Below are 25,008 nucleotides of genomic sequence, written 5' to 3'. Positions count from 1 at the left end.
TATGGGTCATTCTGCTCCTAGGATCGCGGCCATCGATGGGATCGCGCAGGAAATCGCCGGTCTGCTGGGACCGATGCTGGTCGAAACCGTCGACCATGCCGATGAACTGAGCTTCACCGTCGTCCGGGAAAAGCTGGCCGACGCGATGGTGCTGCTGCGGGATCGCGCGCAATATCAGCAGCTCATGGAAATTGCAGGCGTCGATTATCCGGATCGTCCGGAGCGCTTCGAGGTCTGCTACCATCTGCTCAGCGTCACGCGGAACCACCGCGTCCGCGTGAAGGTGCAGACCGACGAGGACATGCCCGTTCCCACCGTCACGCACATCTGGCCGGTCGCCGGTTGGCTGGAGCGGGAGGTGTTCGACATGTACGGCGTCATCTTCGAGGGGAACGCCGATCTGCGCCGCATCCTGACCGACTATGGTTTCAAGGGCCATCCGCAGCGCAAGGACTTCCCGCTGACCGGCTATGTCGAGATGTGGTATTCCGAAGAGGACAAGCGCGTCGTCTACAAGCCGGTGAAGCTGGCGCAGGATTTCCGGCAGTTCGACTTCATGAGCCCGTGGGAAGGCGCGCAATATGTGCTGCCGGGCGACGAAAAGGCGCCGCAGGCGCCGGGAGCGCCGACACCTGTCACAGCCCCGTTGCCGGCCGCTGCGGCTCCCAAGGGCGAACCGGCCGGTGCCACGCCCAAGGTCACCGAAAAGTCCGAGGATACCGGTGCAGGTGAACCCGCCAACAGCAAGGGTGCGGAAAAGTCGCCCAACGCTCCGGTAAAGCCCGAAGAGCACACAGATGAAGGCAAAGGCGCTGCCAAGCCTGAGGATAAGGCCTGATGTCCGACTATCTGGAAAAGCTGGACCATGTGACCGACGCGGCGGACCCGTCCTACGGCGACACGGAAATCCAGAACTACACGATCAACTTCGGTCCGCAGCACCCTGCCGCGCACGGCGTTCTGCGCCTGGTCATGGAACTGGACGGCGAGATCGTCGAGCGCTGCGACCCGCATGTCGGCCTGCTGCATCGCGGCACCGAGAAGCTGATCGAGCACAAGACCTATTTGCAGGCGCTGCCCTATTTCGACCGGCTGGACTATTGCTCGCCGCTCGGCATGGAGCACAGCTATGTCCTCGCCATCGAGAAGCTGCTGAACCTGGAAGTGCCGTTGCGCGCGCAATATCTGCGGGTGTTCTTTGCGGAACTGACGCGCATCTGCAATCACATGCTGAATCTCGGCTCGCACGTGATGGACGTGGGTGCGATGACGCCGAACCTGTGGCTGTTCGAAATCCGGGAGGATTGCCTCAACTTCTTCGAACGGGCATCGGGCGCCCGCATGCATGCGGCCTGGTTCCGGCCGGGCGGCGTGCATCAGGATGTGCCGCTGAAGCTGTTGACCGACATTGGCGACTGGCTCGACACCCGTTTGCCGCGCCTGTTCGAGGACGCGATGAGCCTGGTGGTCGACAACCGCATCTTCAAGCAGCGCAATGTGGACATCGCGGTCGTCAGCAAGGAAGACGCGCTGAAATGGGGCTTCTCCGGCCCCATGATCCGGGGATCGGGCATCCCCTGGGACATCCGCAAGGCGCAGCCCTATGACGTCTATGACCGGATGGAATTCGACGTTCCGGTGGGCACCAATTTCGACTGCTATGACCGCTTCATGGTCCGGGTCGAGGAAGTCCGCCAGTCCGCGCGGATCATGAAGCAGTGCCTCAGCGAAATGCCGGAAGGCCCGGTGGCGAGCTTCGACCGCAAGGTGGTGCCGCCCAAGCGCGGCGAGATGAAGCGCTCGATGGAAGCGCTGATCCACCACTTCAAGCTTTATACCGAGGGCTTCCATGTCCCGGCGGGCGAAGTCTATGTCGCGACCGAAAGCCCCAAGGGCGAATTCGGCGTCTATCTGGTCGCGGACGGCTCCAACAAGCCTTACCGCTGCAAGATTCGCCCGACCGCCTTTAGCCACCTTCAGGCGATGGATTTCATGATGAAAGGCCACATGCTGGCCGACACCACCGCTGTCCTGGGCGCCATGGACATCGTGTTTGGAGAATGTGACCGCTAATGGCTGACGCAGTTCATATCCCGGACGAGGCCGAAACGCGCGCGCGCTGGGGCGCGTTCGCCTGGACGGCCGAAAATGCCGAGCAGGCGAAGAAGGTCATTGCCCGTTATCCCGCCGGGCGTCAGCAGTCGGCGGTGATGCCGCTGCTGGACCTCGCCCAGCGCCAGGTCGGTGCGGAAACGCAGACCCAGGGCTGGCTGCCGGTGCCGGTGATGGAATATATCGCCGACCAACTGGAAATGCCGTATATGCGCGTGTACGAGGTCGCGACCTTCTACACCATGTACAACCTCGCGCCCGTGGGCCGCTATCATGTGCAGGTCTGCGGCACGACGCCCTGCATGCTGCGCGGCTCCGACGATGTGTTCTCCGCCTGCAAGAACAAGGGGCTGGTGAAGGGCGGGACGACGCCCGACGGCCTGTTCACGCTGACCGAGGTCGAGTGTCTGGGCGCCTGCGCCAACGCGCCGATGGTCCAGATCAACGACGATAATTTCGAAGACCTGACCTATGACAGCATGAGCGCGATCCTCGACGATCTCGCCGCTGGCAAGCAGCCCAAGATCGGGCCGCAGATCGATCGTCAGACCAGCTGTCCGGAGGGTGGTCCGACCACGCTCAAGGATATGGTCAACGAAAATCACGACTATCGGGGCGAATGGGCATGAGCGACGTGATCGCGCCTCTCAGCGACAAGGATCGCATCTTCACCAACGTCTATGGCTTCCAGGATTGGGGCATCGACGCGGCGATGAAACGCGGCGATTGGGACAATACCAAGGCCCTGCTGGAAATCGGCCAGGACGACATCATAGAGCGCATCAAGGCCAGCGGCCTGCGCGGCCGTGGCGGCGCCGGCTTCCCGACCGGCATGAAGTGGAGCTTCATGCCCAAGGAGAGCAGGGACGGCCGTCCGAGCTTCCTCGTCATCAACGCCGATGAATCCGAGCCGGGCTCGTGCAAGGACCGCGAGATCATCCGCCACGATCCGCACAAGCTGATCGAGGGCGCGCTGGTCGCCGGTTTCGCGATGCGGGCGCGCGCCGCCTACATCTATATTCGCGGCGAGTTCATCTATGAGGCGAAGGTGCTCTTCGCCGCCGTCGAGCAGGCCTATGAAAAGGGCTTCCTCGGCAAGAATGCCTGCGGGTCCGGCTATGATTTCGACGTCTTCGTCCATCGCGGCGCGGGCGCCTATATCTGCGGAGAGGAAACCGCCCAGATCGAAAGCCTGGAGGGCAAGAAGGGCCAGCCGCGCCTGAAGCCGCCTTTCCCGGCGGGCGCGGGCCTTTATGGCTGCCCCACCACGGTGAACAATGTGGAATCGATCGCGGTCGCGCCGACGATCCTGCGGCGCGGGTCCGAATGGTTCTCCAGCTTCGGCCGGGAGAACAACAAGGGCACGAAGCTCTTCCAGATCAGCGGCCATGTGAACAAGCCCTGCGTCGTCGAAGAATCGATGGGCATCAGCTTCAAGGAACTGATCGACCGGCATTGCGGCGGCATTCGCGGCGGCTGGGACAATCTGTTGGCGGTCATCCCCGGCGGTTCGTCGGTGCCTTTGGTCCCGGCGAAGGAGATCATGGACGCGCCCATGGATTTCGATGGGCTGCGTGCGCTCGGCTCGGGCCTTGGCACCGCCGCCGTCATCGTCATGGACAAGTCGACCGACATCGTCCGCGCCATTTCGCGGCTCAGCTATTTCTACAAGCATGAGAGCTGCGGCCAGTGCACGCCCTGCCGCGAAGGCACCGGCTGGATGTGGCGCGTAATGGAGCGGCTGCGCACCGGCGATGCCGACCAGAGCGAGATCGACATGCTGTTCCAGGTGACCAAGCAGGTCGAAGGCCACACCATCTGCGCGCTTGGCGACGCGGCGGCTTGGCCGATCCAGGGCCTGATCCGGCACTTCCGTCCGGAAATCGAGCGCCGGATCAACGAAAACAAGGGTAGCGCCCCGGTCATGGAGGCAGCGGAGTAACCATGCCGAAGGTCAAAGTAGACGGCGTAGAACTCGAAGTCCCGGCGGGCGCCACGGTCCTCCAGGCCTGCGAACTGGCGGGGAAGGAAATCCCGCGTTTCTGCTATCATGAGCGCCTCAGCATCGCGGGCAATTGCCGCATGTGCCTGGTCGAGGTGAAGCCCGGACCGCCCAAGCCGCAGGCTTCCTGTGCGCTGCCGGCCGCGGAGAATCAGGAAATCTTCACCCAGACCGAGATGGTCAAGAAGGCGCGCGAAGGAGTGATGGAGTTCCTGCTCATCAACCACCCGCTCGACTGCCCGATCTGCGACCAGGGCGGCGAATGCGACCTTCAGGACCAGTCGGTCGCCTACGGCAAGGGCAGCAGCCGCTTCGACGAGAATAAGCGCGCCGTCACCGAGAAATATATGGGCCCGATCGTCAAGACGGTCATGACCCGCTGCATCCAGTGCACCCGCTGCGTGCGCTTTGCCGAGGAAGTCGCGGGCGTGCCGGAAATCGGCGCCATCTATCGCGGCGAGAACATGCAGATCACCACCTATCTCGAACATGCCGCCAAGAGCGAGCTTTCGGGCAATGTGGTCGATCTTTGCCCGGTCGGCGCGCTGACGTCCAAGCCCTATGCGTTCGAAGCGCGTCCCTGGGAACTCAAGAAGACCCACGCGATCGACGTGATGGACGCGGTCGGCACCAACATCCGCCTCGACAGCCGCGGCCGTCAGGTGCTGCGCGCCGTGCCGCGCATCAATGACGACGTGAATGAGGAATGGGCCAGCGACAAGACCCGGCACAATGTCGATGGTCTGGTCCGCAAGCGGCTCGACAAACCTTATGTCCGCAAGGACGGCAAGCTGGTTCCGGCAACCTGGAACGAGGCGTTCGCGACGATTGCCGCCGTCAAGCATGGCGGGTCGGTGGCTGCGCTGGCCGGTGATCTGCTCGATTGCGAGACGATGTTCGCGGGCAAGGTGCTGGTCGAGAGGCTGGGTGGCTCGCTGCTCGAAGGCCGTCAGACCGGGCTCGCCTATGACGTGTCGAGCCTGAGCGCGGTCAACTTCAACACCACGCTCAACGGTCTTGAAACCGCTGACGTGATCCTGCTGGTGGGCACCAATCTGCGCTGGGAAGCGCCGCTGGTGAACACCCGCATCCGCAAGGCGATCAAGAAGGGCGCGAAGGTCTTTGCGCTCGGTCCGCAGGTCGACCTCACCTACAAGGTCGAGTGGCTGGGCAATGACGCGTCGCTGCTTGGCCGTCTGCCCGAAGCGGTGGTGGAAGCCTTCGGCAAGGCCGCGCGTCCGGCGATGATCGTCGGCGGCGGCGTGCTGGCGAAGGACGGCGCCCATGGCGATACGCTGGCGCTGGTCGAGACGCTGGGCCTCGTGAAAGAAGGCTGGAACGGCTATAATGTCCTGCATTTCGCGGCGGCGCGCATGGGCGGGCTGATGCTCGGCTATGCGGCGCAGGGCGGCATCAAGGCGGTGGCTGCGGCGAAGCCCAAGCTGCTCTTCTCGCTGGGCGCGGACGAGGTCGATTATTCGGCCTTCCAGGATAGCTTCAAGGTCTATGTCGGCCACCATGGCGACAAGGGCGCGCATGCGGCGGACGTGATCCTGCCGGGCGCGAGCTATGCCGAGAAGGCCGGCACCTACGTCAATCTGGAAGGCCGGGTGCAGCGCGGCGAAAAGGCCGTATTCGCGCCGGGCGACGCCCGCGAGGATTGGTCGATCCTGCGCGCCCTGTCGGAAGTGCTGGGCGCGACGCTCCCCTTCGACAGCTTCGAGCAGCTTCGCGCCGAAATGGCCAGGGCGGTTCCGGCGCTGGGCGTTGAGGGTCTGGCCGATTATGGCTGGTCCGTTCCGTCGCTGCCGACCGGCGCCAGCGGTGAGTTCGGCTTTCCGATCAAGGATTTCTACCTGACCAACGCCATCTGCCGCGCCAGTCCGACGATGCAGCAATGTTCGGCCGAACTGATCCACGGCGAGACGTATGCGGAGGCCGCAGAGTGACCGCTTTCTTCCAAAATCTCGGCCTGCCGTTCGAGGGCGCCTGGCTGCTTTCGACGATCATCGGCATTCTGGTGATTGCGTTGCCGCTGATGCTGGCGGTGGCGATGATCATCTACGCCGACCGCAAGATCTGGGCGGCGATGGCGCTGCGCCGCGGCCCGAACGTCGTCGGTCCCTTCGGTCTGCTCCAGTCCTTCGCGGACGGCGCCAAGGTCTTCCTGCAGGAAACCATCATCCCTTCGGCGGCCAACCGCACGCTTTTCCTGATCGCCCCGATCATCACCTTCACCGTCGCTCTGATGGCCTGGGCGGTGATTCCGTTCCAGGTGGGCGTGGTGCTGGCCAACATCAATGTCGGCCTGCTCTACATCCTCGCCATCTCGTCGCTCGGCGTCTATGGCGTGGTGCTGTCGGGCTGGGCGTCCAATTCCAAATATCCCTTCTATTCGGCGATCCGCGCCAGCGCGCAGATGATCAGCTATGAAGTCTCCATCGGCTTCATCCTGATCACCGTCGTGCTTTGGGCCGGCAGCTTCAATATCTCGGCCATCGTCGAGAGCCAGAAGGGCTATTATGGCTTCCTGAACGGCAACGGCTTCAACCCGCTGCTCTTCCCGATGGCGATCATGTTCCTGATCTCGGCCATGGCGGAAACGGCGCGTGCGCCCTTCGACCTGACCGAAGCGGAATCGGAACTGGTCGCGGGATATCAGACCGAATATTCGTCCATGGCCTTCGCGCTGTTCTGGCTAGGCGAATATGCGAACGTGATCCTGATGTGCGCCCTGAACGCCATCCTGTTCTGGGGCGGCTATCTGCCGCCGATCGACTGGGCGCCGCTTTATTATGTGCCCGGCATCATCTGGCTGTTCGCCAAGATATTCTTCTTCTTCTTCGTCTTTTCCTGGGTGAAGGCGACGGTGCCCCGTTACCGCTATGACCAGCTTATGCGGCTGGGCTGGAAGATATTCCTGCCGACCTCGCTGCTGTTCGTCTTCCTGGTGTCGGGCTTCCTCATGTTCACGCGTTACGGAGGCGCTCAATGAGCCTCGGCTATTATGTCAAATCCTTCACCCTCTGGGAGTTTGTGAAGGCGCACGCCCTGACCTTGAAATATTTCTTCAAGCCCAAGGCGACGATCAACTACCCCTATGAGAAGAACCCGATTTCGCCGCGGTTCCGGGGGGAGCATGCGTTGCGCCGCTATCCCAATGGGGAAGAACGCTGCATCGCGTGCAAGCTGTGCGAGGCGATCTGCCCCGCCCAGGCGATCACCATCGAAGCGCAGCCGCGCGATGACGGCAGCCGCCGCACGACGCGCTACGACATCGACATGACGAAGTGCATCTATTGCGGCTTCTGCCAGGAAGCGTGCCCGGTGGACGCCATCGTCGAGGGCCCGAATTTCGAGTTCTCCACCGAAACGCGCGAGGAGCTGATCTACGACAAGGCCAAGCTCCTTGAAAATGGGGACAAGTGGGAGCGGGCGATTGCCGCGAACCTTGCCGCCGATGCGCCCTACCGTTAAGCCGCAGCCGCCGAAGGGGAACATGATCCTGTGATTCACGTGCTTGCCTTTTACCTGTTCGCCGCGATCGTGGTGTGCAGCGGCGCGCTTACGATCCTGTCGCGCAATCCGGTTCATTCGGTGCTGTGGCTGATCCTTGCCTTTTTCAACGCGGCGGGGCTGATGGTCCTGCTGGGCGCCGAATTCATCGCGATGCTCCTTGTCATCGTCTATGTCGGCGCCGTTGCCGTGCTGTTCCTGTTCGTCGTGATGATGCTCGACATCGATTTCGCCGAACTGCGCGCCGGTTTCGTCGATTACCTTCCCTTCGGGCTGCTGATTGCGCTGGTGCTGCTGGCGGAGATCGTGCTGGGCATCGGCCTGTGGAGCGCGGGCCCCATAGAACTGGCGCAACGCGCGGCTCCGGTGAACCCGGAACTCAGCAATATCCAGGCGATCGGCGCGCTGCTCTACACCCGCTACATCTTCCTGTTCGAAGCGGCGGGCATCGTCCTGCTGGTCGCGATGATCGGCGCCATCGTGCTGACCCATCGCGCCCGTAGCGGCGTGCGCGGCCAGAACATCGCCCGCCAGAACCGCCGCCGTCCCGAAGACGCGGTGCGCAACGTCAATCAGCCCGTCGGGCAGGGGGTGGAGCTGTGATCGGCCTTCAGCATTATATGGTGGTCAGCGCGATCCTCTTCGTGATGGGCGTGCTGGGCATCTTCATCAATCGCAAGAACGTCATCATCATCCTGATGGCGATCGAGCTGATCCTGCTCAGCGTGAACATCAACCTTGTCGCCTTCAGCGCCTTCCTGGGCGATCTGGTGGGACAGGTGTTCAGCATGTTCGTGCTGACCGTCGCGGCGGGTGAGGCGGCCATCGGCCTTGCCATCCTCGTCATCTACTTCCGCGGTCGCGGCACCATCGCCGTCGACGATGTCAACCGGATGAAGGGCTAAAGCTCGATGATCCAGCTTATCGTCCTTCTCCCGTTGCTGGCTGCTGCCATCGCCGGTCTTGGCAACAAGGCCCTTGGCAAGCTGCCCGCGAAGATCGTCACCACCGGCGCGCTGTTCGCATCCTGTGCGATGAGCTGGCCGATCTTCATCGGCTTCCTGACCGGCCATGCCGAGCCCTATGTGGTCCCGGCCTTCACCTGGATCCAGTCGGGCAGCTTCGATGCGCAATGGGCGCTGCGCGTCGACACCATGACGGCGGTCATGCTGGTGGTCATCACCAGCGTGTCGAGCCTCGTCCATCTCTATAGCTGGGGCTATATGGAGGAGGAGCCGGACCAGCCGCGCTTCTTCGCCTATCTGTCGCTCTTCACCTTCGCGATGCTGATGCTCGTGACGGCGAACAACCTGCTGCAGATGTTCTTCGGCTGGGAAGGCGTCGGCCTTGCTTCCTATCTGCTGATCGGCTTCTGGTTCCGTAAACCCTCCGCAAATGCGGCCGCGATCAAGGCCTTCGTCGTCAACCGCGTCGGCGACCTCGGTTTCATGATGGGCATTTTCGGCACCTATCTGGTGTTCAACACCATCTCGATCCCGGAAATCCTGGCGGCCGCGCCATCGATGGCCGGTTCGACCATCGGCTTCCTGGGCCATCGTTTCGACACCATGACCGTGCTCTGCCTGCTGCTGTTCATCGGCGCGATGGGCAAGTCGGCGCAGCTTGGCCTCCACACCTGGCTGCCGGACGCGATGGAGGGCCCGACCCCGGTGTCGGCGCTGATCCACGCGGCGACCATGGTGACCGCGGGCGTGTTCATGGTGTGCCGCCTGTCGCCGATGTTCGAAACCTCGCCGACGGCGCTTGGCTTCGTGACCTTCACCGGCGCGGCCACCTGCCTTTTCGCGGCGACCGTGGGCACGGTGCAGAACGACATCAAGCGCGTCATCGCCTATTCGACCTGCTCGCAGCTCGGCTACATGTTCTTCGCGGCGGGCGTCGGCGCCTATGGCGCGGCGATGTTCCACCTCTTCACCCACGCCTTCTTCAAGGCGCTGCTGTTCCTTGGCGCGGGCTCGGTCATCCACGCGATGCACCATGAACAGGACATGCGCTACTATGGCGCGCTCCGGAAGGAGATCCCGATCACCTTCTGGACGATGACGCTGGGCACGCTGGCGATCACCGGCGTCGGCATTCCGCTGGTCGGCTATGGCTTTGCAGGCTTCTATTCGAAGGACGGCATTCTCGAAGCAGCCTATGCGTCTGGCGGTGCGGGCGTCGGCGCCTATCTGGTCGGCGTGTTTGCGGCGCTGCTCACCAGCTTCTACAGCTGGCGCCTGGTGTTCCTGACCTTCTTCGGCAAGCCCCGCTGGGCCGCATCGGAGCATATCCAGCATGCCGTCCACGACGCACATGGCCATGGTCATGACGAACATGCCACCCACGGTCATGGCGCGGAGGACGACAACGCACCGGCGCAGGAGCATGCGGGTCACGATCCGCACGGGCATGAAACCGATGCCCATGCCCTGCCGACCGGCACCGGCGGCTATCATCCGCATGAAAGCGGCTGGGTGATGCTGATCCCGCTGGTGGTGCTGAGCCTGGGTGCGGTGTTTGCGGGCTTCCTCTTCCATGACCAGTTCATCGGGCCGGAAGGCGGCATAGAGTTCTGGAAGGGCGCGCTGGCGTTCGACAGTCATCTGATGCACGCCGCGCATGAAGTGCCGACCTGGGTCAAGTTCGGACCGTTCACGGTGATGCTGACCGGCTTGGTCATAGCCCGGCTGGCCTATATCAAGCACACCGACTGGCCGCGGCGCTTCGTCGCCACCTTCGGCGTGCTGTACCAGTTCCTGCTCAACAAATGGTATTTCGACGAGCTGTATCATTTCATCTTCGTCAAGCCTGCCTTCGCCATCGGCCGCTTCTTCTGGAAGTTCGGTGACGTGGGCTTGATCGACCGCTTCGGGCCTAACGGCCTGGCTGCGCTGGTCGTGCAGGGCAACAAAGTCACCCGTCGGCTTCAGTCCGGCTACCTCTACACTTACGCGCTGGTGATGCTGATCGGCCTCGCCGCGGCTGCAACCTGGGCGATGACACGATAATGAGCGGCTTCCCCATCCTTTCCCTGATGATGGCAGTGCCGATGGCGGGGGCCATCGCCTGTCTGTTCGCAGGCGCCAATCAGGCCCGCTGGATCGCGTTGGTCGCAACGCTGGTCGATCTCGTGCTGGGCGTCATCCTCTGGATGAATTTCGACCAGTCGGGGACCGCCGCCCAATGGCAGTTCCAGGAATATGCGCCGATCTTCGGCCGTTTCGCCTGGGCGCTCGGGATCGACGGCATCGCGCTGCTGCTGATCGCGCTCACCGTATTCCTGATGCCGATCTGCATCGGCGCGAGTTGGATCGCGATCGAGAAGCGCGTGCCGGAATATATGGCGGCCTTCCTGTTCATGGAGGTGCTGATGATCGGCGTCTTCACGGCGCAGGATCTCTACCTCTTCTACATCATGTTCGAAGCCGGCCTGATCCCGATGTACCTGATCATCGGCATCTGGGGCGGCGCGGATCGCATCTACGCTTCGTACAAATTCTTCCTCTACACGCTGCTCGGCTCGGTGCTGATGCTGATCGCGATGATGTGGATGGTGCATGAAGCGGGCACGACCGACATCCCGACATTGATGGCCTATCATTTCGATCCGCATATCCAGACATGGCTGTGGCTTGCCTTCTTCGCCAGCTTTGCCGTCAAGATGCCGATGTGGCCGGTCCACACCTGGCTTCCCGACGCGCACGTTCAGGCGCCGACCGCCGGTTCGGTCATCCTGGCGGGCGTGCTGCTGAAAATGGGCGGCTACGGCTTCATCCGCTTCTCGCTGCCGATGTTCCCGGAGGCGTCCGCGCAACTGGCGCCGCTGGTCTGGGGCCTGTCGATGGTCGCGGTGGTCTATACCAGCCTCGTCGCGCTGGTTCAGTCGGACATGAAGAAGCTGATCGCCTATTCATCAGTGGCGCACATGGCCATCGTCACCGTCGGCCTGTTCGCCTTCAACCAGGCGGGCATCGAAGGCGCGATGATGGTGATGCTGGGCCATGGCCTGGTGTCGGGCGCTCTCTTCCTCTGCGTCGGCGTCATCTATGATCGGCTCCATACCCGCGAGATCAGCCGTTATGGCGGCCTCAGCATCAACATGCCGAAATATGCGGTGCTGTTCATGCTGTTCACCATGGCGTCGGTCGGCCTGCCGGGCACCAGCAACTTCGTGGGTGAATTCCTGTCGCTGATGGGCATCTACCAGGCGTCGAGCTGGGTGGCGCTGGTCTGCACCACCGGCATCATCCTGGGCGCGGCCTATATGCTCTATCTCTACCGCCGGATCGCCTATGGCGAGCAGAAGAATGCCGATGCGGCCGCGATGCCGGACCTGTCCGCGCGCGAAATCTGGCTGCTGGCGCCGATCGCGGCGGCGGTGCTGTGGATGGGCGTCTATCCGGAGAGCTTCCTGGCGCCCATGCGTTCCGATATCCGCGCGCTCGAAGCGCGCGTCGCCTCCGCCAGGCCGGCGGGCGATTCCCAGATCAAGATGGGGGCGGCCGTTCCGGCTGCCGAGGCTGCCCATCATGAAGAAGCCCCTGCGCACGGGGAGGCGCACTGATGATTGATTCCGCTTCCCTTCTGGCGGTCTTGCCGGAACTGATCCTGACGGCCGGCGGCCTGATCCTGATGCTGATCGCAGCTTATGGCGGCGATGCGACGGCGCGGCTGGTGAACTGGCTGTCGGTGCTGACGCTGGCTATCGCAGGCCTGGCGCTGTCCACTTCGCTGGCGCATGGGCCCGATGCCTTTGACGGGCTGGTGCGCGCCGATGCCTTCTCCGTCTTCGCCAAGGCGCTAATTTATGGCGCGGGGGCGGCGGCCATCCTGCTTGCGCCGCGCTACTTCCTGGTGGGTGGCGCGCTGCGGGCCGAATATCCGGTGCTGATCCTCTTCTCCTCGATCGGCATGGGCATGATGGTGTCGGCGGGCGACCTGCTGACGCTCTATGTCGGCCTCGAAATGCAGAGCCTTGCCGCCTATGTGCTGGCGAGCTTCATGCGGCAGGACGAGCGGTCGTCCGAAGCGGGCCTTAAATATTTCGTCCTGGGTTCGCTGGCGAGCGGCATCCTGCTCTATGGTTCGGCGCTGCTCTATGGCTTTACCGGCGGCACCAGCTTCGACGGCATCGCGGTCGCGCTGAGCGACGGTGTGTCGAAGGGCGAGCTTTTCGGCCTGGTGTTCGTGCTTGCCGGTCTCGCCTTCAAGATCAGCGCCGTGCCGTTCCACATGTGGACGCCGGACGTCTATGAAGGTGCGCCCACCCCGGTCACGACTTTCTTCGCCAGCGCGCCCAAGGTGGCGGCCATCGGCCTTACCGTCCGCGTCGCGATAGAGGCGCTGGGGCCGGCGGGCCTCGACTGGCAGCAGGTCGTGATCTTCGTTGCGCTCGCCTCGATCCTCTTCGGTGCGGTGGCGGCCATCGGCCAGACCAACATCAAGCGGCTGATGGCCTATTCGTCGATCAACAATGTCGGCTTCGCGTTGATCGGCCTTGCCACCGGCACGCCCGCGGGCGCGGCGGCGACGATGAGCTACATGGCGATCTATGTCGTCATGACCATCGGCGGTTTCGCCTGCATCCTGCAGATGCGCGATGCGGAGGGGCGTCCGGTCGAGACCATCGCCAGCCTTGCGGGCCTTTCGCGCTCGCGCCAGGGTCTGGCGGCGGCGCTGGCGATCTTCATGTTCTCCATGGCCGGCATTCCGCCGCTCTTCGGCTTCTGGGCGAAGTTCCTGGTGTTCGACGCGGCCGTCGCGGCGGGCCTGACGGCGCTGGCGGCCTTCGGTATCGCCATGTCGGTGATCGGCGCCTTCTATTATCTGAAGATCATCAAGACGATGTATTTCGACGAGCCGGCGGCGCCCTATGAAGCGCGTGGCGGTGCGGTTGAGAATATCATCCTGACGGCCTGCGCCGTGGTGATCGTCTTCGGCTATTTCCTCAATCCCGTCCTCGACAAGGCGAGCGCGGCGGCCGCGGCGTCGCTGTTCTGACCGAGCTTCGCTTCGTCGAGGAGACTGGCTCCACCAATGCCGACATGCTGGCGTTGGTGGAGCAAGGCGTTTCTGAAGGCTGCTGGTTGCGCGCGGGGCGGCAGACCGGCGGACGCGGGCGCATGGGGCGCAGCTGGGAAAGTCCCGACGGCAATCTCTATTGTTCGACGCTGATCCGGTTGCGGGGGGGCGACCCGTTGCCGCATACGCTGGCGCTGGTCGCGGGCAACGCCGTGCATGCGTTGGTGGCGCCGCTTTGCAAGGGGCAGGCGCGGATCAAATGGCCCAATGACGTGCTGGTGGACGGCGCGAAGATCGCCGGCATCCTCCTGGAGCGGGCGGGCGATGCCATTGTTGCGGGGATCGGCGTCAACGTGGCCGGGCATCCGACCGGGTTCGACCGGCCGGTGACGAGCCTATTCGCGCAGGGCGCGCCAGAGGCCGACGCGGCTGCTCTGCAGGTGCGGCTTGCGGAATTGTTCGCCCATTGGCTGGCGATCTGGCGCGCGCAGGGGCTGGAGCCGGTGCGGACGCATTGGCTGCTCAATGCCCATCCTGCCGGCACGCCGATGCGCGTGGTGCAGCCCGATGGCGACACGGTGGAAGGCACATTCGACACGCTCGACCGCCATGGGATGCTGATCCTGCGCTTGGCGAATGGCGAGAGCCGTGCCATTCATGCCGGCGACATCCTTCTCATCTGACATCGGGGATCGGCCATGCTTCTCGCGATCGACGCGGGTAACACCAATGTGGTTTTTGCGCTGCTCGAAGGGCGGGAGATTCGCGCCCGCTGGCGGATCGCGACCGATCCGCGGCGCACCGCCGACGAATATGCGGTATGGCTGAACCAGCTCCTGATGCTGGAGGGCTATAAGATTGCCGATGTGGAGGCGGTCATCATCGCGACCGTCGTGCCGCGCGCGCTGCACAATCTTCAGGTGCTGGCCGATAAATATTTCAGGACGACCGCGCTCATCGCCGGTCAGGCGCCGGTGGAGTGGGGCATCGAACTCGACGTGGCCGAACCGGCCTCGGTCGGAGCGGACCGGGTTGTAAACGCCATCGGCGCGCACCATCTCTATCGCGAGGATTTGATCGTCATCGATTTTGGTACGGCGACGACCTTCGACGTCATCGACTATCACGGCGCTTACAAGGGCGGCATCATCGCGCCGGGCATCAACCTGTCGCTGGATGCGCTGGTCGCGGCGGCGGCGAAGCTGCCCAAGATCGCGATTGCGCCGCCGGAGAACCGGTCGGTTATCGGCCGCACCACCGAAGCGCAGATGCATATCGGCGTCTTCTGGGGCTATGTGGCGATGATGGAGGGGCTGGTCGCCCGCATACGTGCGGAAATCGGCCGTCCCGCCAAGGTGATTGCAACGGGGGGCCTGGCGGTCCTCTTCGACGACAATAGCGATATTTTCGATGCGATCGCGCCCGATCTCACGATCCAGGGCCTCGCATTGCTGTATGAACGGAGTTTGAAAACAGAATGATACCCGGAAATGAGCTGATCTTCCTGGCCCTTGGCGGCTCGGGGGAGATCGGCATGAATGTCAATCTCTACGGTTGCCAGGGCAAATGGGTGATGGTCGACTTGGGCCTGACCTTTGCCGATCCCGCCTATCCCGGCGTGGAGCTGGTGCTGCCGGACCTGAGCTTCATCGAGGATCGCAAGGACGATCTGCTGGGCATCGTGCTGACCCACGGGCATGAGGACCATATCGGCGCCATTCCCTATCTCGCGGCCGATCTGGGCGTGCCGCTCTATGCGACGCCCTTCACCGCGGGGCTGATCCGGCTGAAGCTGGAGGAAGAGGGGCTGACCCAGGATGTCGAGCTCAACGTGATCGACAATGAGGGCAGCTTCGCCCTGGGGCCCTTCGGTTTCCGCTATGTGCCGCTGGCGCATTCGATTCCCGAAGGCAATGCGGTGCTGATCGACACGCCCTATGGCAAAATCTTCCATACCGGCGACTGGAAGCTGGACGAAACGCCGCTGCTGGGCCAGCCCTCCACGCCCGAGGAACTGGCGGCCATTGGCGACGAGGGGGTGCTGGCGCTGGTGTGCGACAGCACCAACGTCTTCAATCCCGAAGCCAGCGGCTCCGAAGGCGATGTGCGCGTGGGGCTTATGCAGACCATCGAGGGCGCTAAAGGGCGCGTGCTGGTCACGACCTTCGCGTCCAATGCCGCGCGGTTGCAGACCTTGGGGGAGGTTGCCAATGCCATGGGGCGCAAGCTCTGCGTGGCGGGGCGGTCGCTCGACCGGATCATCTCGACGGCGCGGACGGCGGGTTATCTCAGGGATTTCCCGCCGACCGTCGATTGGGACGATGCGATGGCCTTGCCGCATAATGAGGTGATGATCATCGCCACTGGCGGGCAGGGGGAGGCGCGGGCCGCCTTGTCGCGCATCGCCTTCGACAGCCACCCCATCAAGTTGGACGAGGGCGATCTGGTCGTCTTCTCCTCGAAGCAGATTCCGGGCAATGAGATCGCCATCGGCCGCATCCAGAACGCACTGGCGGCCAAGGGCGTGCTGATGGTGACGGATCGTCAGGCGGAGGTGCATGTTTCCGGCCATCCGGGTCGTCCCGAGTTGGAAGCCATGTATCGCTGGGTACGGCCGCAAATCCTGCTGCCGGTCCATGGCGAGCGGCGGCATATGGCCGAGCAGGCGCGGCTGGGTCTGGCGAGCGGCGTTCCCCATGCGGTGGTGCAGTCCAATGGCGATGTGCTGCGGCTGGCGCCCAACGGGCCGGAGGTCATCGGCAACGAAACGACGGGACGGCTGGTGCTGGATGGCGACGTCATCCTGCCCGCTGACGGAGCGACGATGAACGAGCGGCGCAAGGTTGCGCTGCATGGCCAGATCAGCGTCGCGGTGGCGCTGGACGGCAAGGGCAGGGTGATCGGTTCCCCCGCCTTGCGCACCCAGGGCGTGCCGGTGGAAGAGGACAAGGCCGCCTTTCTGGAGGAGGCGGCCGAGGAGGCTGCGGGCGCTGTACCCAAAGGATCGCAGGAGGAAGAGGCGCTGCGTGAACGGGTCAGGCTGGCGGTACGGCGCACGGCCACCCGCTGGACGGGCAAGAAGCCGGTGGTGGACGTGCTGCTCATTCGCGCCTAAGCCCTTTGCGCATGAATTGGTATGCGATCTTTGCCATTTACGTGCTGTTCTGGGTGATCAGCGCCTTCATCGTGCTGCCCTTCGGCATTCGCACGCCCGATGAAACGGGCGAGGCGCTGCGGCCGGGGCAGGCGGACAGCGCGCCCAGCAATTTTCGTCCGGGCGTCGTTGCCCTTCGGGCGACGGTCCTGTCGGCGGTTCTGTTCGGCCTCTATTATGCCAATTATGTGGAAGGCTGGATCACGCTGGAGCGGTTGACGCATATCGGCTGAGTGTCTGGCCGGAACCGACGGGCAACGCTGTTGCGTAAGCTTGAGTAGGGGCTTCACGACAGAGTTTTGACGTTCGCCCCAGGCCGCATCATGCTCCTGCGAAGGCACTCGAACGAGGCGCGCGACTCGTTTCGACGCAGCGTACTTCAATATGTGGGCACCGGAGGCGCAGAAAGCCGCCATTTGCAGCCCGTCATGGGCCGAATCCCCGCATATTCTGGGCGGGCGAGCCCTCGGGCAGGCTCCGCAGCGAGATGGCTCAGATCCGGGCGACCACCATCATGTGCATCCGCGCCCTTATCCGAAAGCCGAGCGTTTCGTAGAGCGCCACCGTCGCCTCATGTGCGGCATAGGCATGCAGGAACGGCATTTCTCCGCGTTCCAGCATGGCCCTGGCAACGATCTGCATCAGACCCTTCGCATAGCCCCGCCCGCGATGGTCGGGATGAGTGCAGACGCCGCTGACCTCGGCAAAGCCCGGCATACGCATCCGCTCTCCCGCCATGGCGATCAGCCTGCCCCGCTCCTTGATGCCGATGAAGCGACCGAGCCGATGGGTCAGCGGCAGGAAGGGACCAGGCTTCGTCATCAATGCAAGAGCACGCATTTCCGTCGCATCATCATCTGTCAGCACGACGGGTTCCAAGGACGGCGCATCGCCCGGAATCTCCTCCGCCACCATCTGCGCCAGCATCGCTTCGCGGACCAGGCGCGTGCCGGCCGGCGGCGTTTGCGCATCGGGTTCGACGATCCACAGCTCCCCCTGTTCGGGCACAAGCGCAGCCAACGCCGATCGCGCCGCCGGACTGCCGTCCGCCGCAGCGGCAAAGGGCCCGTAGCGAGGATCGATCCGCAGCGCGAGCGCATCCCCTTCGGCCAAGGGCTTCCAGCCGCTGTTGAGGGCGTTCCAGACCGGGCGATGCAGAGGATGATATGACACGATGACGCTATTTTCCGGCTACGATCGGGGAAAGCAAGCCCCTCTTGCCCTGCCTTGCGAGCATAGGTCGCGATGGCCGGTCGATTCCGTAACAATCCGCTAATTCCCGCTTCTTTTGGACGGCGCGATTTACCAAATGGAAATCATGTTTCGGCAATGGTGGCGATGACGTGTCACGCCCTGAACGAAACTTGCTCGCATCCCTGCGAGGGCGCATGACGCCGGACACCCAGCAAAGCGCTGAAGTGCAGGCGAATCTCGTCAAATCCCTTTATGCCTCTCCCGCCTCGCTGATGATCGGTGCGGTTGCCGGCGGCGCGCTGGGGCTGGTGATCGCATGGCATGCGCGGCTACCCGCCATCACCGCGATTGCGGTCCTGATCTGTCTCGTCGGGCTCAGCCGGTCGATCTCGGCCGTTTATTTCGAGCGGCAGCTTGCCCATCAGAACGGTGTAACCCAGCCTATTTGGGGACTGGCTTATGAATTGGGTGCCTGGGCCTATGCCGCGCTCCTCGGAATATTGACCTTCGCGACTCTCCTGCTTTCGGAGGACGCGACGCTCCACGTATTGGCCGTTTGCCTGGTGGCGTCCTATTCCGGCGGTATTTCAGGTCGTAATGCTGGCCGCATTCACGTCGCGGTGGGACAGACATGTCTATCCCTGCTGCCTACCTCGCTGGGCCTCGTCCTCGCGGGTGGACTGAGTTATACGGTTCTGGGAATTCTCTGCTTCCTGATGATCTTCGCCATGGCGGACATTACCAAGACGACGCATCGCATCGTTCTGGAGGCATTGCAGGGCAAATATGAAAAGACGCAGCTCGCCACCAAGTTTGAGCGTTTGGCCCGCTTCGACAGCCTGACGGGTGTCGAAAACCGCATGGCGATGCAGATGCGGCTGCGCGAGATGTTCGATGGACGACGATCCGATCAGGATCCGATGGCGGTGTTCTGGATGGATCTGGACCGCTTCAAGGAAATCAACGACTCCCTGGGACATATGATCGGCGACCAGCTTCTATGCAGGGTCGCTGAAAGGCTGTCTCGCGCGCTGGATGGGCGCGGCCATGTCGCGCGATTCGGAGGAGATGAGTTCGTGCTGATCTGCCCCGGCGCCAGCCGGGCCGAAGCGGAGCGGATCGCGGACGATGTAATGGCCGAATTCACGCATGATTTCGACGTCGGCGGCTATAGTCTCGGCGTGACCGCGTCCATGGGGATCGCGGTTGCGCCGGGGGACGGACAGGACAGCGACGAACTGCTCCAGCATGCCGACATGGCGCTGTATCAGGCGAAGCATGCGGGCCGAAACCGCCATGCGCAATTCGCCTGGTCGATGAAGGAGCGGCAGAACCGCACCTACGATCTGGAAATGGGCCTGCGCGGCGCCATGGCGAATAATGAGCTGGTGCTGCACTACCAGCCGATCTTCGACACGAAAACCGGCAAGATCACGATTTGCGAGGCCCTGATGCGATGGGATCATCCGACGCTCGGCCGCATTTCCCCTGCGGAGTTCATCCCCATCGCGGAGAGCTGCTCGATGATCGAACCGATCACGGCCTGGGCGCTGGAGCAGGCCTGCCAGGATGCGATGGAATGGGATGAGAATGTCCGCGTCGCGGTCAATATCTCCCCGGTGTTGATCAAGAGCGACAGCCTTCCCCGCGCGGTCATCGCGGCGCTGATGCAATCAGGACTGAGGGCGCGTCGGCTGGAACTGGAGGTGACCGAGTCGATCTTCCTGGAGGATAGCGGCCGGACCAACCTGATCCTGTCCGATCTCCAGCGGATCGGCCTGCGACTGGCGCTGGACGATTTCGGGACCGGCTATTCCTCGCTGGGTTATCTGCGCGACTATGCCTTCGACACGATCAAGGTCGACCAGAGCTTCATGCGTGGCGTCGAGGAGAATTCACGCCACAGGGCGATTGCCCAGTCGGTCGCCTATCTGGCCCACGCCCTGGATGTCGAAACCGTGGCGGAGGGGATTGAAACCGACGATCAACTGCGTTGCGCCCGCGAAATGGGCTTCACCAATGTGCAGGGTTTCGTGCTTAGCCGGCCAGTCCCTGCGGTGCAGGTGTTGGAGATGATGCGGCAGATGGATGACGATAGCGGCAGCGTCGCCATGCTCCAGGACCGGCGGCGCGCCTGATCCTATCTATGCAGGCGGGTTTGGGCCGAGGCCAGGCGGCGCATCATCCGCACGTCCTTCAGATCGAGCTTGAGTGCAGTGGCCGCCCAATTCTCGACGATGTCCTTCAGTTCCTCATACTCCAGCGGATCGACGCGTCGGCCTGCCTGGAACACCCCGACATGACCGGCATGATGGGGCAGGCTGGCCGCGATATAGTCGCGGACGGCCTGCTCACCCTCGCCATCCTCCACCAGCGTGTGGATAATGCCCATGTCGTGCATCTCCTGCGCGGTATAGACCTTGCCGGACAGGATCATCCGTTCGGCCGCCAGCCGACCCAGCTTGCGCGCGAGGATGGAATAAGCCCCCATGCCGGGGAAAAGGCCGAACAGCATTTCGGGCAGACCGAAGCGCGCACTGCGTTCGGCAATCACGACATCGAAGCAGAGCAAGGCTTCGAAGCCGCCACCCAACGCATCGCCCTGTGCCAGCGCAATGGAAATAACGGGAAGGTCGCCATTGCGCCAGGTGCGATGAACCACGTCGATACAGGCATGGCCATAGTCGACAAGACCGGGCAGGTCGCCACGCTCGATGCAGCCGGCGAACAGTTCCAGATCGCCGCCCAGGTTGAAAACGCCGGGAAAACGCGATCCGGCCACCATATATTTGACCGGCAGCTTGCCCGCATCGAACAGTCGCTTGGTCTCCACATACCAATAGCGGACGTCACGCAACATGGCGGGGCTGAAATTCGGTCGATTCGATGGCGTCATGAACGCCCAGAGCGTAGCGGCATCCGCCTCCCAGCTTATGTCGATCTGGCCGAGGTCGAACATGGTCGAGGTGCCGACGTCCGGCGTCGAGGCCATGCTTTCCGTAACGGCAGCCACGACATCCTCCTCCGCCGGAAGAGGGGCGGGAGTCAGATCGTCCATATGTTCACGGCCGGAATTAAATCGTCCGGAATCAACCATCTGAGCCCCCAAACTGCAACAGATGTTAAGCAGAACAGGGTTGCCGCGCTTATGCAATCGCGCCGAAAGCTATTGCCCCGCAATTAACCATTTTTAACAGCAACTGTTGCAGGGATGTCGCCTAAAAACTGGCCAATCGCGGAGTTTTGTTGTATTTATGCAACAAATAGCTTCTTTGAAAACTTGTCGCAAATCGGGCGCAGGCCTTTGTTAACCTTTATTAATTACGATCATCGCCATGAACACGCCCCGAACCGACAGGCAGCTTGTGACCCTGCTGCTGCACGACCTGCAAGGTGAGTCATGGCAGCTCAGCCTGGCTGCGGATTGCCTTTGTTTCATCGGCAATTACCGCCGGGTCGAAGGGTTCGATGTCGACGCGATCGTTGCGCTTGACGGGCTGCGCAAGAAGGGCTGAAGCGCGGCTTTGCGGCCTTGTCTGGCGCCTCTTTCGACCGTACAGCGCGCGCTGTGACAAATCCCCGCTTCTCCTTTTCGATCGCCGCGACCGACGGCAAGGCCCGCACGGGCGCCATCCAGATGCGCCGGGGCGAGATTCGCACGCCTGCCTTCATGCCGGTCGGCACCGCCGCCACGGTGAAGGCGATGCGTCCGGCCGAAGTGCGTGCAGCCGGCGCAGACATCATTCTTGGCAACACCTATCATCTGATGCTTCGTCCGGGGGCGGAGCGCGTCGCGCGACTGGGCGGCCTGCACGCCTTCATGGGCTGGGACAGGCCGATCCTGACCGATAGCGGCGGTTATCAGGTGATGAGCCTCAGCGCGCTGACGAAGATGAGCGAGGAGGGGGTCGCCTTTTCCAGCCATATCGACGGCTCCAGGCATATGCTGACGCCCGAGCGTTCGATGGAGATCCAGCGGTTGCTGGACAGCGACATCGTCATGGCTTTCGACGAGTGCACCAGGAACGGCTGCACCCATGACGAGGCGGCGAAGTCCATGGAGCGTTCCATGCGCTGGGCGAAACGCTCCAGAGACGGGTTCGATGCAGGGGCGGAACATGCGGAGCGGGCGGCGCTGTTCGGTATCCAACAGGGATCGCTGGACGAGGGCCTGCGGCGGATTTCGGCGGAAAAGCTGATCGACATCGGCTTCGACGGCTATGCCGTCGGCGGGCTGGCCGTGGGCGAGGGGCAGGAGGCGATGTTCGCCACGCTCGATTTCGCGCCCGGCATGCTGCCGGCCGACAAGCCGCGCTACCTGATGGGAGTGGGCAAGCCGGACGACATTGTCGGCGCGGTGGAACGGGGGATCGACATGTTCGACTGCGTATTGCCCACCCGCAGCGGGCGCAACGGTCAGGCCTTCACCTGGGCCGGGCCGCTCAATATCCGCAATGCGCGCTTTGCGGAGGACAAGGGGCCGCTCGATCCGCGCTGCGGTTGCCCGGTCTGCACGACCTGGAGCCGCGCCTATCTGCACCATCTGGTCAAGGCCGGCGAGATGCTGGGCGCGATGCTGATGACGCAGCATAATATCCATTTCTACCAGGCGCTGATGCAGGGGATTCGGGACAGCATCGCCATCGGGCGCTTTCAAGGTTTCGCAGCGGATTTCCGGCGGGATTATCAGCGGGCCTGAGGGGGTAAGCTCCCCGAACGCCTATTCCAGCACCGTAATGACGATCGCATAGTCGCCCGTCTCCGGATCATGGTCCAGCGGTGCGCGCAACTGGCGTGACAGGCCGGTGAGCACCCGTCCGTAGCGCTCCTCCAGCCGGGCAGTCATGTCCGGCGATCCGCGCAGCGCCGGCGAGAGGATGTGGAGCACCGCCCGGTCGGTGCGGCCCGGTTCCAGTTGCACGGAGATCCGCATCGCCGTGCGCGGATTGGACAGCATGGCAAGTTCCACCAGCTCGGTCAGCAGGAAGGCGATGGGCACGGCGACGTCCTGGCTGATGTGCAGATTGTCGCTGTCGATCTGAATGCCGAAGCGGCGCGCCTCGGCCGGGGCGGTGCCGCGCAGGCTGGCCGACAGTTCGCTGATCAGCGACCGCACGCCGACGCCGCGATGTTCCTCCAACTCGGCATAATGGTTGCGGTGGACGACCGACAGCGCATCGACCCGCCGCTGGATAGTCGCATAGGCCTCGACCGCTTCGGCGTCATGGGCGGATCGCGCGTGCAGGTTGATCAGGCTCGCAATGATCTGGAGGTTGTTCTTGACCCGGTGATGGACCTCCCGCGTCAGCTTTCGCTGGGTTTCCAGGCCCTCCGCCATCTCCGCTTCATGGGTGGCGACATCCTCGCTGATTTCGCGGAAGGTGTCGCCCAGCGCCACGATCTCCTGCGCCGGGGTGCGGATGCGGCGCATCGGTTCCAGCACCTGACCGGGTTCATAGGCCGCCACCGTGCGGCGCAGCAGCACCAGCGGCCGGATCAGAAGGCGGTTGACGACGAACCAGCCAATGGCCGCCGCGGCGAACCACATGACCAGCGGCAGGAACAGCGACAACATGCGCGCGATCGTGACCGGGGGATCGCGCACCGTCATGGTGAGGACGATGTCAGGCGGGTCGAGCCGGGCGGAAAGCGTGGTGCTATGCCCGCCCGAAAGGCCGGCCGGACGGGTGATGAGCAGGCTGCGGCCGCCCTCATTCAAGGTGATCTGCCGGTTCTGCAACGTGCCCGCCGGGTTGGTCATCGCCTCCAGATAGCCGCGCGGATAATAAGCGATGGCGACCACCGCGCCGTTGGCGCTCCGCGCCCGGCTGATGAGATAGGGCGAATCCGTCAACAACTGCGCGGCGGCATCGCCGAAACGTTCCGACCGGGGAAGGCCCGGCGGTTCAGGCAGGGTGGAACCGCAAAGCCGCCGGCCCGAGCGGTCGTAGATATAATAGCGGCCGCCGCCACGGTCGTGAGAGGTCAGGAAGGCCGAAAGGCGCGCGCACATCGCCGGATCGGGGCCGGATGTCGCAAAGGCATTGGCCGTCAGCATCAGCGCCGTTCGGTCGGACGCGAGATCGGCGGACAATTTGCGCGCACTTTGCGTTACCGCCACGCGCAGCAGCGCTTCCTTTTCCAGGTCGGTGGTGCGGATCGCCTGAAGCGAAGCGACCAAGGCGATCAGGCCTAGCGGCAGCAGGGCCAGCGTCAGGATGAGGAACATCTTGACGCCGGTGGAATGGGAAACCGCGTTCAATCTCTGAATGAAGGAAGCGGCCGGGGGAGGCATGCCTTCGGCCGGCGGCGGTGGGGATATTCTGTCCATTTACCTGACGCTGAACATCGAACGCCGATTCTTCGGGGAGAGCGTCGCTCGCCGGCCGGATTTTACCAGATGCGCCATGTCCCCTCCGCTTGTTTCCGGCTCCCCCCGGTCCGGCCGATCAGGGAGAGTCAGTCGAGCTTGCTGAGAAGGTCAAGCATTTCCGCGGGAATATCCTCGTCAACCGCGCGCTGATAGACGGATCGCAGGGCATTAGCGACCTGGCCGTCGTCCTTCGCGGCCGATGTGCGTTTCTTGCGGGCGACACTGCCCTTCACGCCAGAATCCGGAGTGTTGGTGCCGACATCTTTCTTGTCCCCTCCCGTCACATCCCGTTCCGTCGTTGAAGCAACCAAAACACGCCCCTCTGCAGCCATCAATGTCATGCCAGCCTGCTCTTTTTGCGGCTTTCCCCTATGACGTCAATTCGGCGTCAGGGAAATCAAAACACAAAATTCCAAAGATTTTCGAAAAAACCGAACGGCAGTGAAACAAATCCGTTGGTCGTTGGTTCCCTTGGCGAAGCATTTTTTGCCCGCCGCACGAGGTCGGTGGCGAGAATGGAAGGCGACGCGGGCGGTCATGCCCGAAGCATTTCCATTCTGAAAGGGGGTAAGGGGGCTTGCCACATCGGCATCGTCCATCCATCCTCCCATTCCGGCGAATGTTTCGGCATTT

Annotated in this window: 24 protein-coding genes; 19 read left to right on the top strand and 5 right to left on the bottom strand. The window is 63.2% G+C overall.

Features of this window, described 5'->3' with window-relative positions; translation table 11 throughout:
* The first annotated feature begins 1 nt into the window (after window position 1).
* From EGM87_RS08195 to EGM87_RS08120, 16 genes are read left to right on the top strand one after another with little or no spacing between them, the layout of a single operon-like run.
* Window positions 2-838 (top strand): NADH-quinone oxidoreductase subunit C, encoded by an 837-nt coding sequence (locus EGM87_RS08195; protein ID WP_025549541.1) that lies wholly within the window; start codon window positions 2-4, stop codon window positions 836-838.
* Window positions 838-2,073 (top strand): NADH-quinone oxidoreductase subunit D, encoded by a 1,236-nt coding sequence (locus EGM87_RS08190; RefSeq protein ID WP_025549540.1) that lies wholly within the window; start codon window positions 838-840, stop codon window positions 2,071-2,073. The genes EGM87_RS08195 and EGM87_RS08190 overlap by 1 nt, the downstream gene beginning before the upstream one ends.
* Entirely contained in the window at window positions 2,073-2,741 is a 669-nt protein-coding gene (nuoE, locus tag EGM87_RS08185) for an NADH-quinone oxidoreductase subunit NuoE (protein WP_025549539.1), read from the top strand. Before EGM87_RS08190 ends, nuoE begins: the two co-directional genes overlap by 1 nt.
* Window positions 2,738-4,054, top strand: coding sequence for an NADH-quinone oxidoreductase subunit NuoF (nuoF, locus tag EGM87_RS08180; protein WP_025549538.1), 1,317 nt, complete (start codon window positions 2,738-2,740; stop codon window positions 4,052-4,054). The genes nuoE and nuoF overlap by 4 nt, the downstream gene beginning before the upstream one ends.
* A gap of 2 nt (window positions 4,055-4,056) precedes the next feature.
* Window positions 4,057-6,063 carry an NADH-quinone oxidoreductase subunit NuoG gene (gene nuoG, locus EGM87_RS08175; protein ID WP_044662543.1) on the top strand — a complete coding sequence of 669 codons (2,007 nt, stop codon included), beginning with the start codon at window positions 4,057-4,059 and terminating at the stop codon, window positions 6,061-6,063.
* Entirely contained in the window at window positions 6,060-7,109 is a 1,050-nt protein-coding gene (nuoH, locus tag EGM87_RS08170; protein ID WP_025549536.1) for an NADH-quinone oxidoreductase subunit NuoH, read from the top strand. Before nuoG ends, nuoH begins: the two co-directional genes overlap by 4 nt.
* Window positions 7,106-7,591 carry an NADH-quinone oxidoreductase subunit NuoI gene (nuoI, locus tag EGM87_RS08165; RefSeq protein WP_007684868.1) on the top strand — a complete coding sequence of 162 codons (486 nt, stop codon included), beginning with the start codon at window positions 7,106-7,108 and terminating at the stop codon, window positions 7,589-7,591. Before nuoH ends, nuoI begins: the two co-directional genes overlap by 4 nt.
* A gap of 30 nt (window positions 7,592-7,621) precedes the next feature.
* Window positions 7,622-8,233, top strand: a complete 612-nt coding sequence (locus EGM87_RS08160) for an NADH-quinone oxidoreductase subunit J (RefSeq protein ID WP_044662542.1) — start codon at window positions 7,622-7,624, stop codon at window positions 8,231-8,233.
* The gene (nuoK, locus tag EGM87_RS08155; protein ID WP_004211745.1) at window positions 8,230-8,535 is read left to right on the top strand and encodes an NADH-quinone oxidoreductase subunit NuoK; all 306 of its coding nucleotides are present in this window, start codon (window positions 8,230-8,232) and stop codon (window positions 8,533-8,535) included. The genes EGM87_RS08160 and nuoK overlap by 4 nt, the downstream gene beginning before the upstream one ends.
* 6 nt (window positions 8,536-8,541) lie before the next feature.
* Window positions 8,542-10,641: an NADH-quinone oxidoreductase subunit L gene (gene nuoL, locus EGM87_RS08150; protein ID WP_044662541.1), complete on the top strand. Its 2,100-nt coding sequence runs from the start codon at window positions 8,542-8,544 to the stop codon at window positions 10,639-10,641.
* Window positions 10,641-12,197 carry an NADH-quinone oxidoreductase subunit M gene (locus tag EGM87_RS08145; RefSeq protein ID WP_044662540.1) on the top strand — a complete coding sequence of 519 codons (1,557 nt, stop codon included), beginning with the start codon at window positions 10,641-10,643 and terminating at the stop codon, window positions 12,195-12,197. Before nuoL ends, EGM87_RS08145 begins: the two co-directional genes overlap by 1 nt.
* Window positions 12,197-13,633, top strand: coding sequence for an NADH-quinone oxidoreductase subunit NuoN (gene nuoN, locus EGM87_RS08140; RefSeq protein WP_044662539.1), 1,437 nt, complete (start codon window positions 12,197-12,199; stop codon window positions 13,631-13,633). Before EGM87_RS08145 ends, nuoN begins: the two co-directional genes overlap by 1 nt.
* A complete protein-coding gene (locus EGM87_RS08135) occupies window positions 13,630-14,337 on the top strand; it encodes a biotin--[acetyl-CoA-carboxylase] ligase (RefSeq protein ID WP_262857406.1) in 708 nt (235 codons plus the stop codon). The genes nuoN and EGM87_RS08135 overlap by 4 nt, the downstream gene beginning before the upstream one ends.
* 15 nt (window positions 14,338-14,352) lie before the next feature.
* Window positions 14,353-15,135, top strand: a complete 783-nt coding sequence (locus tag EGM87_RS08130; protein WP_044662537.1) for a type III pantothenate kinase — start codon at window positions 14,353-14,355, stop codon at window positions 15,133-15,135.
* Window positions 15,132-16,769: a ribonuclease J gene (locus EGM87_RS08125; protein WP_044662536.1), complete on the top strand. Its 1,638-nt coding sequence runs from the start codon at window positions 15,132-15,134 to the stop codon at window positions 16,767-16,769. Before EGM87_RS08130 ends, EGM87_RS08125 begins: the two co-directional genes overlap by 4 nt.
* Before the next feature lie 11 nt (window positions 16,770-16,780).
* A complete protein-coding gene (locus tag EGM87_RS08120) occupies window positions 16,781-17,041 on the top strand; it encodes a DUF1467 family protein (protein WP_044662535.1) in 261 nt (86 codons plus the stop codon).
* 259 nt (window positions 17,042-17,300) lie between these two features.
* Here EGM87_RS08120 and EGM87_RS08115 read toward each other — a convergent pair whose 3' ends face one another.
* Complete coding sequence (locus tag EGM87_RS08115; protein WP_044662534.1) at window positions 17,301-17,981, bottom strand: GNAT family N-acetyltransferase; 681 nt, start codon at window positions 17,979-17,981, stop codon at window positions 17,301-17,303.
* A gap of 215 nt (window positions 17,982-18,196) precedes the next feature.
* On the opposite strand from EGM87_RS08115, the gene EGM87_RS08110 reads away from it, so the two are divergent.
* Window positions 18,197-20,140, top strand: coding sequence for a putative bifunctional diguanylate cyclase/phosphodiesterase (locus EGM87_RS08110; protein ID WP_025549526.1), 1,944 nt, complete (start codon window positions 18,197-18,199; stop codon window positions 20,138-20,140).
* A 2-nt stretch (window positions 20,141-20,142) separates the two neighbouring features.
* Here the strand turns inward: EGM87_RS08110 and EGM87_RS08105 are convergent, their stop codons facing one another.
* Window positions 20,143-21,099 (bottom strand): crotonase/enoyl-CoA hydratase family protein, encoded by a 957-nt coding sequence (locus EGM87_RS08105; RefSeq protein ID WP_025549525.1) that lies wholly within the window; start codon window positions 21,097-21,099, stop codon window positions 20,143-20,145.
* A 238-nt stretch (window positions 21,100-21,337) separates the two neighbouring features.
* Here EGM87_RS08105 and EGM87_RS08100 point away from each other — a divergent pair, with 238 nt between their 5' ends.
* Complete coding sequence (locus tag EGM87_RS08100; protein WP_025549524.1) at window positions 21,338-21,517, top strand: hypothetical protein; 180 nt, start codon at window positions 21,338-21,340, stop codon at window positions 21,515-21,517.
* A 53-nt stretch (window positions 21,518-21,570) separates the two neighbouring features.
* Window positions 21,571-22,701 (top strand): tRNA guanosine(34) transglycosylase Tgt, encoded by a 1,131-nt coding sequence (gene tgt / locus EGM87_RS08095; protein ID WP_025549523.1) that lies wholly within the window; start codon window positions 21,571-21,573, stop codon window positions 22,699-22,701.
* A 21-nt stretch (window positions 22,702-22,722) separates the two neighbouring features.
* On the opposite strand, the gene EGM87_RS08090 is transcribed toward tgt, so the two are convergent.
* From EGM87_RS08090 to EGM87_RS08080, 3 genes are all read right to left on the bottom strand, one after another.
* Window positions 22,723-24,231, bottom strand: a complete 1,509-nt coding sequence (locus tag EGM87_RS08090; RefSeq protein WP_025549522.1) for a sensor histidine kinase — start codon at window positions 24,229-24,231, stop codon at window positions 22,723-22,725.
* 230 nt (window positions 24,232-24,461) lie between these two features.
* Window positions 24,462-24,716 (bottom strand): NepR family anti-sigma factor, encoded by a 255-nt coding sequence (locus EGM87_RS08085; RefSeq protein WP_044662533.1) that lies wholly within the window; start codon window positions 24,714-24,716, stop codon window positions 24,462-24,464.
* Between the two features lie 36 nt (window positions 24,717-24,752).
* Window positions 24,753-24,974 carry a hypothetical protein gene (locus EGM87_RS08080; protein ID WP_130030177.1) on the bottom strand — a complete coding sequence of 74 codons (222 nt, stop codon included), beginning with the start codon at window positions 24,972-24,974 and terminating at the stop codon, window positions 24,753-24,755.
* Window positions 24,975-25,008 lie beyond the last annotated feature (34 nt).

Source organism: Sphingobium sp. RSMS (genome assembly GCF_005406185.4).
GTDB classification, from domain to species: domain Bacteria; phylum Pseudomonadota; class Alphaproteobacteria; order Sphingomonadales; family Sphingomonadaceae; genus Sphingobium; species Sphingobium fuliginis.
Note: the sequence above shows the minus strand (reverse complement) of the source record. Positions and strands in the feature narration are given on the sequence as shown.

Coding starts and splice junctions, on each gene's coding strand:
- EGM87_RS08130 (WP_044662537.1), top strand. CDS start 14,353: ATGCTTCTCGCGATCGACGCGGGTAACACCAATGTGGTTTTTGCGCTG.
- nuoI (WP_007684868.1), top strand. CDS start 7,106: ATGAGCCTCGGCTATTATGTCAAATCCTTCACCCTCTGGGAGTTTGTG.
- EGM87_RS08120 (WP_044662535.1), top strand. CDS start 16,781: ATGAATTGGTATGCGATCTTTGCCATTTACGTGCTGTTCTGGGTGATC.
- nuoE (WP_025549539.1), top strand. CDS start 2,073: ATGGCTGACGCAGTTCATATCCCGGACGAGGCCGAAACGCGCGCGCGC.
- nuoG (WP_044662543.1), top strand. CDS start 4,057: ATGCCGAAGGTCAAAGTAGACGGCGTAGAACTCGAAGTCCCGGCGGGC.
- nuoL (WP_044662541.1), top strand. CDS start 8,542: ATGATCCAGCTTATCGTCCTTCTCCCGTTGCTGGCTGCTGCCATCGCC.
- nuoF (WP_025549538.1), top strand. CDS start 2,738: ATGAGCGACGTGATCGCGCCTCTCAGCGACAAGGATCGCATCTTCACC.
- EGM87_RS08085 (WP_044662533.1), bottom strand. CDS start 24,716: ATGACATTGATGGCTGCAGAGGGGCGTGTTTTGGTTGCTTCAACGACG.
- EGM87_RS08090 (WP_025549522.1), bottom strand. CDS start 24,231: ATGTTCCTCATCCTGACGCTGGCCCTGCTGCCGCTAGGCCTGATCGCC.
- EGM87_RS08145 (WP_044662540.1), top strand. CDS start 10,641: ATGAGCGGCTTCCCCATCCTTTCCCTGATGATGGCAGTGCCGATGGCG.
- EGM87_RS08190 (WP_025549540.1), top strand. CDS start 838: ATGTCCGACTATCTGGAAAAGCTGGACCATGTGACCGACGCGGCGGAC.
- EGM87_RS08100 (WP_025549524.1), top strand. CDS start 21,338: ATGAACACGCCCCGAACCGACAGGCAGCTTGTGACCCTGCTGCTGCAC.
- EGM87_RS08195 (WP_025549541.1), top strand. CDS start 2: ATGGGTCATTCTGCTCCTAGGATCGCGGCCATCGATGGGATCGCGCAG.
- EGM87_RS08125 (WP_044662536.1), top strand. CDS start 15,132: ATGATACCCGGAAATGAGCTGATCTTCCTGGCCCTTGGCGGCTCGGGG.
- EGM87_RS08080 (WP_130030177.1), bottom strand. CDS start 24,974: ATGGACGATGCCGATGTGGCAAGCCCCCTTACCCCCTTTCAGAATGGA.
- nuoN (WP_044662539.1), top strand. CDS start 12,197: ATGATTGATTCCGCTTCCCTTCTGGCGGTCTTGCCGGAACTGATCCTG.
- EGM87_RS08110 (WP_025549526.1), top strand. CDS start 18,197: ATGACGCCGGACACCCAGCAAAGCGCTGAAGTGCAGGCGAATCTCGTC.
- EGM87_RS08105 (WP_025549525.1), bottom strand. CDS start 21,099: ATGGTTGATTCCGGACGATTTAATTCCGGCCGTGAACATATGGACGAT.